The sequence below is a fragment of the Bacteroidota bacterium genome, assembly GCA_034723125.1.
Lineage (GTDB): Bacteria > Bacteroidota > Bacteroidia > CAILMK01 > JAAYUY01 > JAYEOP01.
On the sequence record JAYEOP010000299.1, the window covers coordinates 1 to 11,976 of the forward strand.

General features: G+C 30.0%; 10 protein-coding genes. 7 read left to right on the plus strand and 3 right to left on the minus strand.

Annotated features, from left to right (window positions below; all coding sequences use genetic code 11):
- Positions 1 to 325 precede the first annotated feature (325 nt).
- The 4 genes from U9R42_08155 to U9R42_08170 are packed head-to-tail and all read left to right on the plus strand — an operon-like array spanning position 326 to position 4,241.
- The gene (locus U9R42_08155; protein MEA3495992.1) at positions 326 to 868 is read left to right on the plus strand and encodes a thioredoxin; all 543 of its coding nucleotides are present in this window, start codon (positions 326 to 328) and stop codon (positions 866 to 868) included.
- 1 nt (position 869) lies between these two features.
- Positions 870 to 1,964: a methylmalonyl Co-A mutase-associated GTPase MeaB gene (gene meaB / locus U9R42_08160; protein ID MEA3495993.1), complete on the plus strand. Its 1,095-nt coding sequence runs from the start codon at positions 870 to 872 to the stop codon at positions 1,962 to 1,964.
- A 5-nt stretch (positions 1,965 to 1,969) separates the two neighbouring features.
- Entirely contained in the window at positions 1,970 to 3,310 is a 1,341-nt protein-coding gene (locus U9R42_08165) for a flippase (protein MEA3495994.1), read from the plus strand.
- A complete protein-coding gene (locus U9R42_08170; GenBank protein MEA3495995.1) occupies positions 3,303 to 4,241 on the plus strand; it encodes a sulfotransferase in 939 nt (312 codons plus the stop codon). Before U9R42_08165 ends, U9R42_08170 begins: the two co-directional genes overlap by 8 nt.
- Before the next feature lie 200 nt (positions 4,242 to 4,441).
- On the opposite strand, the gene U9R42_08175 is transcribed toward U9R42_08170, so the two are convergent.
- On the minus strand, positions 4,442 to 4,978 hold the full coding sequence (locus U9R42_08175) for a dCTP deaminase (GenBank protein ID MEA3495996.1): 537 nt from the start codon (positions 4,976 to 4,978) through the stop codon (positions 4,442 to 4,444).
- Between the two features lie 229 nt (positions 4,979 to 5,207).
- Between U9R42_08175 and U9R42_08180 the strand changes: the two genes are divergently transcribed.
- Genes U9R42_08180 through U9R42_08190 form a run of 3 tightly spaced genes read left to right on the plus strand, consistent with a single transcriptional unit; the run spans position 5,208 to position 8,458 of the window.
- On the plus strand, positions 5,208 to 6,338 hold the full coding sequence (locus U9R42_08180) for a cytochrome c peroxidase (protein MEA3495997.1): 1,131 nt from the start codon (positions 5,208 to 5,210) through the stop codon (positions 6,336 to 6,338).
- Positions 6,339 to 6,376: 38 nt separating this feature from the next.
- On the plus strand, positions 6,377 to 7,216 hold the full coding sequence (locus U9R42_08185; GenBank protein ID MEA3495998.1) for an MbnP family protein: 840 nt from the start codon (positions 6,377 to 6,379) through the stop codon (positions 7,214 to 7,216).
- A gap of 12 nt (positions 7,217 to 7,228) precedes the next feature.
- Complete coding sequence (locus U9R42_08190; protein ID MEA3495999.1) at positions 7,229 to 8,458, plus strand: cytochrome c peroxidase; 1,230 nt, start codon at positions 7,229 to 7,231, stop codon at positions 8,456 to 8,458.
- A 43-nt stretch (positions 8,459 to 8,501) separates the two neighbouring features.
- On the opposite strand, the gene U9R42_08195 is transcribed toward U9R42_08190, so the two are convergent.
- Complete coding sequence (locus U9R42_08195; GenBank protein ID MEA3496000.1) at positions 8,502 to 9,944, minus strand: hypothetical protein; 1,443 nt, start codon at positions 9,942 to 9,944, stop codon at positions 8,502 to 8,504.
- 20 nt (positions 9,945 to 9,964) lie between these two features.
- Positions 9,965 to 11,551, minus strand: coding sequence for an amidohydrolase family protein (locus tag U9R42_08200; protein MEA3496001.1), 1,587 nt, complete (start codon positions 11,549 to 11,551; stop codon positions 9,965 to 9,967).
- Positions 11,552 to 11,976: the final 425 nt, after the last annotated feature.

Sequence of the window (11,976 nt, forward strand, 5' to 3'; positions counted from 1 at the left end):
TGGAAACTTATGCTTACATTCTTTGGTATTACAATGAATTGGTTGGATGGAGAAATAAAAACGGAAGAATTACAATAATCAGATGATTTGTATAGGTTAAACTGTCATTATTAAAAACGAATAGAAATTTATAGTAATAAAAGTAGGACACAGTTGACAAAAAGACTATAAATAATATTTTTTATTTGATATTTTTCAATTTTTGAATAAGTATAAAGCGAAATGATCTAGCATTAAAATAAATTCAAAGCATAGTCTTTGCTGTTTATAAGTTTTTAATCAGAAAGTTAATAAAATATTAAGTTTGTAAAAAAATAAAAATCACATGAAAATCATTTTAAAATCATTTTTCATTTTAATAATACTGTTTCAAATAAATACATCTTTTTCTCAAGGGATAAATCAAAAACTAACGAACAATAAAACAGGAGAGGTTATTCTTATTGGGCAATGTACTTTAGATGCTTTTTTAAAAGATAAATTTATAGAATGGTATAAACCTGAATTTAATAGTTACAAATATAATTTGCAGAAGAAAATTCTTGACAGCATAAAGCCTCAATTAACTGATATTTCTATAAAAATTGTTCTTGGAACTTGGTGTTCCGATAGTAGAGAGCATTTTCCTCATTTTATGACAGTGCTTGATTATTTGGAATTTGATAACAAAAATTTAACAATTATTTGTGTTGACAGAAACAGAATTGCAGGGACTGTTCCTACCGATTATTTAAATATTGTTAGAGTTCCAACATTCATTATTTATAGAGAAAAAATCGAATTAGGCAGAATTATAGAAACTCCAATTGAATCACTTGAAAAAGATCTTTTAAAAATATTTAAAGGCATTTATACTCAAACTCATTAACATGGAAAATAAAAATTCAAAGGGAAAATTTTTATCTGTTAGCAAAGGAGTAAAGCAGCCTTCTTATTTGAACACTAATGTAATAAAAAAATTAAGACATAAAAAATCAACAGAAATTTCAATTGATGAAATTATTTCGGGAATCCGAAAAGGAGATAAAACAACTTTAAGTCGTGCCATAACAATAATTGAGAGCTCACTGCCACTTCATCAACAAAAGGCACAAAAAATAATAGAAAAGTGCTTGCCCTTTTCAGGCAAATCAATACGAATTGGAATTACCGGAATTCCCGGAGTTGGCAAAAGCACTTTTATAGAAGCAGTTGGAAAGGAGCTTGTAAAGCAAGGGAAAAAAGTTGCTGTTTTGGCAATTGACCCCAGCAGTAGCCGAAGTAAAGGAAGCATACTTGGTGATAAAACACGAATGTCGGCACTTTCGTCAACTCATAATGCATTTATTCGCCCTTCACCTGCATCAGGTACTTTGGGTGGAGTTGCTCGCAAAACAAGAGAAACAATTCTTTTGTGTGAAGCTGCAGGATTTGATATAATTTTTGTTGAAACAGTAGGAGTAGGTCAGTCCGAAACAACAGTTCATTCAATGGTAGATTTTTTTCTGATGCTTATGCTTGCCGGTGCAGGAGATGAGTTACAAGGAATTAAAAGAGGAATTATGGAGCTTGCTGATATGATTCTTATCAACAAAGCTGATGAGAATACTATTGAAAAAGTTCAAAATGCAAAACAAACATATCAAAACACATTGCATCTTTTTCCTGCAAAGCCATCAGGCTGGCAGGCATACACCGGTTTTTGCTCTTCAGTATCGGGTGAAGGAATTGATAAGGTATGGCAAAAAATACTTGAATTTAAAAATTTAACTCAAAATAACGGAAGCTTTCAAACTAACAGAAAAGAGCAGTTAAAGTTCTGGCTTTACGAAACGATTAATTCGCAATTGAAAAGTTATTTTTACAATGATGAAAATATTAAGCAAAATATAAATCAATTTGAAAAAGATGTTCTTGAAAATAAAATAAGTCCTTTTGTTGCAGCACAGGAATTGTTAGCAATTAGAAATAAAACAAATAAATAAAACATTTGAAAATTATTAACTACATAAAAAACGATTTAAACCTTGTTGAAGTTTTTAAAGGAGGTTCCGTAGCTTTTATTTTCAAAGTTGGAGGTATAGGAATTGGTTATTTGTTTTACTTTTTTTTAGCACGTTTTTTTGATGCGGAAGTTGTGGGAATTTTTTCCGTTTGTTGGACAGTGCTTATGATAGGAGCCGTTCTTGCCAAGGTTGGTCTTGATACTTCAATTGTAAAATTTATTTCGGAATCTGTTGCAAACAAAAAGAATAGTTATATAAAAAATTTATATTTCACAGGGCTAAGTATTGTAAGTATTTCAAGCATAATTGTTTTTATTTTGATATTTATTTTTTCTAAACAATTGAGCAATTTCTACTTTGAATCAGCAGAAAAATATAAGTTGATTATTGTAATAGCTATTACTGTTATTCCTATGTCAATTATGAGCTTTAATGCAGAATCTGTTCGGGGATTAAAAAAAATAACTCAATATTCTTATTTCCAAAACGGATCAATTTTGCTTCTCACTCTAGTATTTATTTTTGTAATTTATTTTTCAGCAATTAGCTCTGATTTCATTTTGCCTTCATTGGGAATTTCTATTTTTACACTAATGATTTTTAGTTTTTTTATTATAAAAATTTCTTTTAAAAACTTTTCAAAAGAAAAATCTGATACTTTTAAAAAGGATTATCCTTTGAAAAAAATGCTATCGGTTTCTTTACCAATGCTGTTAACAAATTCTTTGTTTCTTATTCTTAATTGGACAGACATTCAGATGCTTAGTGTGTTTACTGATGAAGCATCCGTGGGAATTTACAACATAGCTGTAAAAATTGCGGCTTTAAATGTTGTAGGACTTACTGCAATAAATTCTATCGCATCGCCAAAATTTGCAGAACTTTACTCGCAAAATGATAAAAGCGGATTAAGAAAAATTATTAAGCAAACAACATTAATCAATACACTAATATCATTGCCTGTTTTTATTGCTATTATTGCAATTCCAAATTTTTTATTGCATTTATTCGGAGAAGAATTTGAGCTAGGAAAAAGTGCATTAATAATTCTTGGAGTAGGACAGTTTTTTAGTGCATTTTCTGGCTCGGCAATGCATATTTTAAATATGACAGGCAAAGAAAAAACGGGAAGGAATATTATTCTTTTAGCAACAGTTTTAAATATTGCTTTAAACTATTTTTTAATACCGAAATATGGAATAATGGGTGCAGCAATTGCAACAATGACAAGTACAATTATTTGGAAAACACTGGCGGTAATTTATATTTATAAATATCATAAAATACTTACTTATCCTTTTAATTTAAAATTAGGTAATGGCTAAAAAGGCAAATTTTTTTATAATAGGAGCTGCAAAAGGGGGAACAACATCGCTGTTTAAATATCTTGAACAACATCCTGATATTTATTTTAGCCCAATAAAAGAACCTAATTATTTTTCGGATGATATCTTAGTTGAAAAGTTTAGTTCTACCTATAAAAAAAATAATTTTCTTGATACTGATTCATATTTTTCTAAAAATAAATTGGAAGAAATACACTTGTCATTTGTAAGGAAAAAATTGCAATACGAAAGATTATTTAAAAATGTAAAAAGGGAAACTGCAATAGGTGAATGTAGTACTTCATATTTATTTTCAAAGAATGCAGCAACTAATATTTTTACTTATAACCCTAATGCAAAAATTATTGCAATTTTAAGAAATCCTATAGACAGAGCATACTCTCATTACCTTATGGCATTACGTTTTGGATATACAAAACTTCCTTTTAGGGAAGCGGTTGAAAAAGATTTGAACTCAACAAAAAAGGCTTGGGGTATTTCCGAACTTTTTGTTGAACTCGGGCAATATCATTTGCAGTTAAAAAGATATTTTGATGTTTTTCCAAAAAGGAATATTCAAATTTTATTTTTTGAAGACCTGAAAACAGATGAGGAAAAAACAATAAAAAGTATCTTTGATTTCCTTGAGCTTAAAAATTTAAATATTGATACTTCCGAGAGTTTTAATGCACGCAAAGTTCCTAAATTCAAGTTTCTCAATGAATTTTTAACAAAATCGGGAATTAAAAAAATGATTCAGAATATTTTTTCTGATAAATCTTTGACAAAACTCGATAAATATTACTTTTCGAATAATGACATACCGAAAATTAATAAAAAGGATAAAGAATTTTTACTTGACATTTTCAGGGATGATATTCAGAGAACTTCTGAATTGTTAGGTAGGGAGCTTGGTGGGTGGATGAAGTGATGTTTAATACCAAATTAACATCAAAACACCCGATATAAATCATTTCTATTTCCCTTTTTTGTCGTTAAAAATTATTTCCGTAGCTATAGCTTCCGAAACAAGTGCGGAACAAGTTATGCAAAGAATTTTTGCCTAAAAAAAGAAAATTATAATTTAATTTATTTATCAGGCGTTTTGAAATTAAATTGGTATAATTTTCATTACCAATCATTTTTCCACATTTTAGAAGCAACAGGTTTTAATGACCTTGAACTATATTTTGCATTTTTCATTTTATTATATCCTTCTTCCGTTTTACCTTCGGTTTTAAAAAAGAAAAGTTGTGCAATAGGCATTCCCGGATAAACGGTTACTGGCTGAACAACATTAATATCTAAAGTCCATGTATTACAATGTCCGATATTTCCTTTTCCTGATGAGGGATTTACATTTATGCCAAGCCTTGCTACACTTGAAATGCCTTCTAAAAAAGGAAGGTGTTGTAGTGTTTCTGTGTATTCTTCTGTAACTCCCAGATAAATTTTCCCCGGATATAAAGTATAACCGTCAGTAGGGATTGTAATTTCTTCAATCACATTTTCTTCTTTGGAATCAAGAGTGTGAGAGTTGTAAACTGCAAGATAGCGACCTAGATGAATGTCATAAGAATTAGGTCCAAGACATTTTTTATCGAAAGGTTCAATTAAAATGCTCTTTTTTTCAATTTCTTCCAGTATTCTATTTTTTGATAAAATCAAAATATTATTTTTTACCTAATGTTCTCTTAAAACCCAAATTAAATTATAAATCAAAAATACAATTTTTTTTAAAAAAAGATGAATTTGCAAGTCTTTGTTTTACTTTGCTTTGTAAATTATTTTAAAAAAATTTAAAAATTTTGTTTACCTTTCGATGTTTTTTTATACATATACTCATAAATATAGATTTCTTATTATTTTTCTTTTAAATTTGCACTAAAAAATAATTATGGAAAAAAATAAATTTAATGTTTTATTGACAATACTTGGAGTTTTACTTTCAACTATATTTTTATTAAGCTCGTGTAATGATAATGGAGATGAGCCCAATCCTGAACCGACTGGACCGACAGCTTACGAATTTCCAACACCTGCTTATTTTCCTACAAACTTAAATATTCCTGATGATAATCCTACTACTGTGGAGGGTGTTAAATTAGGAAGATATCTTTATTATGATGGAAGGATAGCAGGAAGAACAGATTGTGATTCAATGATTTCTTGTTCTAAATGTCATGTACAAGAAAAAGGATTTGTTTCATCAGATCCTAATGGAAAAGGAATTGGAGTAATGGGATTTGGACCGGGTACAACAGTTATGCCCCATGTTAATTTTCTTTACAGAATTCCAAGTCATTTTGGTTGGAATGGGTCTGTTTCATCAATTGAAGAAGATGCTACAGCAGTATTTTTGTTAGAAAATGAATTTGCTACTACACATGAAAGAGCTATCAAAATGCTTGAAAGTATTGACATCTATCCGCCAATGTTTAAGGCGGCTTTTGGTACAGAAGAAATTACTATTGAAAGAATTTCAAAAGCTATTGCTCAATTTATGAGAACACTAATTTCATATAATTCAAAATTTGATAAATGGTTAAGACATGAAATACCATCTTTATCTCCTGCAGAATCAAGAGGTTTTGAATTTTTAATGTCCGAAAAGGCTGACTGTTTTCATTGTCATGGACAATTTGCACTTTTATCAACTTATGAATTTTCAAATAATGCTAAAGATTCTGTTTTTGTAGGTTTAGATGATAGATTTTCAATAACAGGAGACCCAATGGACAAAGGTGCATTCTTAACTCCTACTTTACGAAATGTTGAACTAAGAAATTCGTTTATGCATGATGGTAGATTTAAAACACTTAGAGAGGTTGTTGATTTTTACAGTGAAGAACTTGTTAATTCACCTTATGTTGACCCTTTAATGGAATGGATTTATTATGGTGGCACTCATCTAACTGAATTAGAAAAAGATGATTTAATAGCTTTTCTTAAAACACTTACTGATTATGAATTTATTAGTAATCCAAATTTTAGTAAACCTGCAGATCTTGATACAGGTTGCAAATAATAATTAAAATTTTTTTAAATTAATTAAATATTTACATTATGAAAAAAATATATCAAATTTTACTAGTGAGCCTTCTTTTTTTAGGGACACTAAGTTTCAATGCTTGTGATGATAATCCTGATCCGGCAGAACCTTATGGAAAAGTTGTTTTCAAGTTTGAACACAAGATTAATGGTGCTGATATTCAGTTTGATAAAATGGTTTATAAAAATGATGCAGGAAACGATTATGAAGTTAGTGAAATTCAGTGGTTTATTTCTGATGTTGTTCTTCATAAAACTAATGGAGACACACAATTGCTCAATGGTTGGACTTTTTATCATTATATTGATACTGATATTCCTTCAACTCAAACATGGGATGTTCCTGACAAAATTGGTATTGGGGAATATAAATCAGTATCATTTATTTTTGGATTTAGAGGAGAAAAAAACGAACCCTATATGTTTGTAAATCATCCTCTTTCTGCGATGTATTGGCCTTCTCATCTTGGTGGTGATGAAGGTGGTTTCCACTACCTAAAACTTAATGGATTTTGGTTGATGGAATCAAATAATTACCGCAGAGGTTATCAGTATCATCTTGGGGTTGGACAAAAACAAGATTCTAACTTAGTAAGAATTAAAGATGCTAACGGCAGTTATATTTTTGTTCAAAATTGGTTTGAAATAACGCTTGACAATTCTTCGTTCACATTAGCTGAAAACGGCAAAAAGCAAATTACTTTAAGAATGAATGTTGAGAATTGGTTTAAAAATCCCAATTCTTATGATTTTGATTATTTTGGTAGTGAAACTATGGAATATCAAAATGCTTTACAAGCAATAAAAGAAAATGGTGTTGACGTTTTTTCTGTTAGTGATATTTCTGACCTTTAAAAAAATAATATTATGAAAAAGTACAAAATTTTATATACAATATTAATTGTAGTATCCTTCTCTATTGTTTTATTTTCAAGCTGTAAAGAAGATCCTCCGGATATTCCTGATAAAGGACCTACAGCTTATAAATTTCCTACACCTAAATTTTTTCCTACAGATTTGAATATTCCTGATGATAATCCTACAACAGTAGAAGGTGTTAAATTAGGAAGATACTTATTTTATGATGGTAGAATGTCTGGCAGAACTGAATGTGATTCACAAATGAGTTGTGCTACATGCCATATTCAAGAAAAAGGATTTGAAGTTGGATTTAATAATCCTGATTTTGTTGATGGACATCCTCACGGAATACCTGATGCTCAATATCCTAATGGGAAACTTACACCTCATTACCCACTTCCGCTTGTAAACCTTGTTTATAATCATAATGGTTACTTATGGAATGGACTTGTAAGTGAAAATAATACAATGCTTGGTTTGGCAGCTTATGGAGTTCCTGCAGAAGAACAATATCATCTCAAAAACATAGAATCTCTTGTTTGGATGGGAATAGTTGCACAACATGAAATGAATGGTTCAATACAACAAACCGTGGATATGATTGCAAGTATTGATATATATCCACCAATGTTTAAAGATGCATTTGGTACCGAAGAAATTACTTATGATAGAATATCAAAAGCCCTTGCACAATATATAAGGACTATTATTTCGTACAGAACAAAGTTTCATAAATGGCTAAGGCATGAGCAAGGTGTTACTCTTGAACCTGATGAAATGAGAGGATTTGAATGGTTAATGTCCGAAAAAGCAGATTGCTTTCATTGTCATGGTCAAACAGCATTACTTACAACAAATGAATTTTATAACAATGCAAAAGATTCTTGTTTTACAGGACCTTGCCAAGATCCAAGAGACAGATACGGTGTTACAAAAGACGAAATGGACAGAGGTGCTTATAAAGCAACATCACTTATAAATTGTGAACTTTACGGACCATATATGCATGACGGTAGGTTTAAAACACTTAGGGAGGTTGTTGATTTTTATAGTGATCATCTTGTTAATTCACCTTATGTTGACCCACTAATGGAATGGATTTATTATGGTGGTACTCATTTAACGGAATTAGAAAAAGATGACCTTATTGCTTTTCTTGGGACTCTCACTGATCATGACTTACTAAATGACCCTCAGTATTCAAAACCTGCTGACTTGGATACGGGTTGTAATTAATAATTTCATATTTTAAATTAAAAACCGCCTTCGGGCGGTTTTTTTATATTCTTATCTTTAAAAGAATAAAGCCTTTTTTCTTCCCAAACCCGGGAATGAGAATTTCATTTGAATTGACTTGTTTGCCGATTTTGGGAATTAAATATCCGTCAAACTGATTTCCGTTTACAAGAATTTTAGTTTCTAGTTTACCATTAGGATTAATTTGGTTTGACATTAAATTCCATTTGTTTTTTTCCAAGTCATTATATAAAACAAGAAGTTTGTCATAAGAATTTCCTATTAAAAAGGAGGAATAATATCCATCATCATTCATTGTAACCTGATCTTTTCTAATTATTTCAAACCAGTCAACATTTCCATCAGGATTTATTGACATAATAAAAACATCGCTGTATCGATAGTAATATTTAACATAACTTAAATTAAAATTATAATAATCATTGTAGTACTCCTTTTGAACATCAAAATATTCGCCCGAAAAAATAATTCCACCATCATTTCTCATTGTAACTTCTCGAGGATAAAAATCTTCAATGTTTCCCTTAGTTTTTTTTCGTCCCATTATATCGGAAATAATTCTATCGGAAAATCTGATGTATCTGAATGTTCTTCTATCATCTAATTTGTTGATGTTTAGGAAAGCAACGCCAATAGATTCTCTTTCTTTTAAATAGGAATAAAATCCGTTAAGAGTGAAAGATTTATTAACTAAATCGTACTTAAATGCAACATTGGTAAACTTGATTGAATCATTAAACAGATTTACAAACTCTCTTTTTTCTTTTTCAAAATCATAATATAAAAAAGAAAGTTGTTTCCTTTTGTTAAGTAATTTTCCAAATTGAGAAGATAAAATTACTCCTACTGATTTTTCGGATAAGTAAATATCCTCTATTTTAAAATCGTTTGCAAAACCGATATTTACTTTTGTGTGGTAGTGTTTTGCGAAATTAACATCTGTTACATAAAAGCCAAATTTAATGTTATCTCCTATAATTTCAGAAGGATAAAAAACTAAAAATTGCTTGGAAGCAATATCCTTTTCTATTCTAAACAAGTGTTCATTTGAACTTTTCACTTTTGTTGATGTAACAAACCTTCTTTTTTTTATAACATTTAAATTGCTGTTAAGTATATCGCAATATAAATTATAGATTTTTTCACCTCTGTCATAAATTGAATAAAAAATGAGTACTTTCCCATCTAAAAGGATTATTTTGTCCACATTGTATTTTTTGTTAAGTTTGAATTCAAACTCATTTCCAATACTCAATTTACGATTGTATCGTTCAATGATAAAAGTTTGTTTGGTTTTTTTGTTGAATCTTACAACATAATAACTGTTGTTGAATGCCCCTAAGATATTGGTGTAAATAATTCTTGATTTAACTTTTTTTGCAACCGACCATGCTAATTCCTGAGAATAACTTTGTGTTGTTGCTCCTATGAAAATAACAATCAGTAATGTTATTATTTTTTTCATTCTTTTCATATAAGGTTTTGTCAATCAATTTTTTTGGCAGGAAAAACTTGCTCACCGCCAATATAGGTTTTAAGTACTTTAGCTTTAAATGTTTTTTCTAAATCCATTGTCATAATATCTTCATTTAAAACAACAAAATCAGCAACTTTTCCAACTTCAATACTTCCTTTTTCATTTTCTTCAAAGCCTGATTTTGCCGCCCAAATTGTCATTGCTTTTAATACTTCTTTGCGAGTTAAAGCATTTTCAGGATAAAAACCGTTTTCGGGAAAAGCTTTTTGGTCTTTGCGAACAGTACCTGCATAAAATCCGAATAAAGGATTTATTGATTCAATCGGGAAGTCGCTTCCATTTGCTAACCAGCCATTTTGCTTAAGTAATTTTTTGTAGGCATAAGCATTCTTTATCCTTTCTTTTCCTAACCTGTCAACTGCCCAATACATGTCGGATGTTGCATGAGTTGTTTGAACTGAGGGAATAATGCTATATCTTTTATACAATGGAAAATCATTTTCATTAACAACTTGTGAATGCTCAATTCTCCATCTTCTATCGTTTTTGCCTTTTAAATGTTGTCCATAAGTTTTTAAAACATAGCGACATGCTGAATCACCAATAGCATGAGTGCAAATCTGATAATTATTTTTGATAGCGATATTGCAATATTTAAAAAAATACTCATCATCATGTACCATTAAGCCATAATTTGCTGTATCATCGGAGTATGTTTCAATAAGGCAAGCACCACGTGAACCGAGTGCACCATCTGAAAATAATTTTATAGATCTAACATTTAGCCTTTCAGTTTTATAAATTCCATGTTCTTTTATAAAATCAATATTCTCATCATTTGCGGAAAGCATTGCATAAATTCTCATTTTCAATTTTCCAGATTTATGCATTTTGTCTATTGCTTCAATTACGTTTCTGTCTAATCCTGCATCATAAATACTAGTTAATCCAACTTCAAAACAATTTTCTTGTGCGATATTTAAAGCATTAAAAATATCTTCATCAGAATTGTCATCAATAATATTACTAATCATATCCATTGCATTATCAATGAGTACACCTGTAAGTTGATTATTTTTTTTCAAAAATTCTCCACCATCAACTTTTGAATCAATGGTAATAGATGCTATTTTCAAAGCTTCTGAATTTGCAATAGCGGCATGTCCGTCAATCCTGTACAGAATTACAGGACGGTTAGGGAAAAGGCTGTCTAACTTTTTGTTGTCAGGATATTCCTTAACTTCCCAATCGTTTTGATCCCATCCTCTACCAATAATCCATTCTGAATTGTATTTTTTTGCGTATTGTTTAACAATTTCCAATACTTCTTCAAAAGATTTTGTTCCTGTAAAATTTGGTCTTTGTTTGTACAATCCGTATCCAACAAAATGACAATGTGGGTCAATGAATCCGGGGTAAACTATTTTTCCATTTAAATCAATAATATTATCTGAAATATATTTTTCTTCAATTTCCTCATTTGAACCTATGGAAATAAATTTCCCATTTTTTATTGCAAAACTTTCGGCAATATTAAATGAACTATCAACTGTATATACTTTTGCATTTTTTACTATTAAATCGACTTTCTCCATGTTTTTACAGCTGAGAATAATCAATGCCAATAAAGTGGCAAATAATATTTTAAATTTGTACATAATAAAGGGGGGTTCTTTAAATACATTTCTTTTAAGAAACAAAGATAATGAATAAGATGCAATGCACAAATTTTTCTGAATAGCATTCCGCGTGTCGCTGAAGCTTTAGCGGAGGCACAAGCTATTGAGAAAAATTTTAACGCAGTCAGATTGTTTATTATCTTTGCTCCCATGCTCCTTCGCTAAAGCTACAGCGTAAGCGAAAGGGTTTTCATTCCGAAATTTCGGAACCATATACTTCTTCAAAAATTTTAACATTATCCCGATTTGCATCAAAATTTTTCATTGTCTATAAAAAACTCTGAGAATCTTAATGCCTGTCTGCCAACATAGGCAGGCGAATGTATTTATAGATCCCCCCT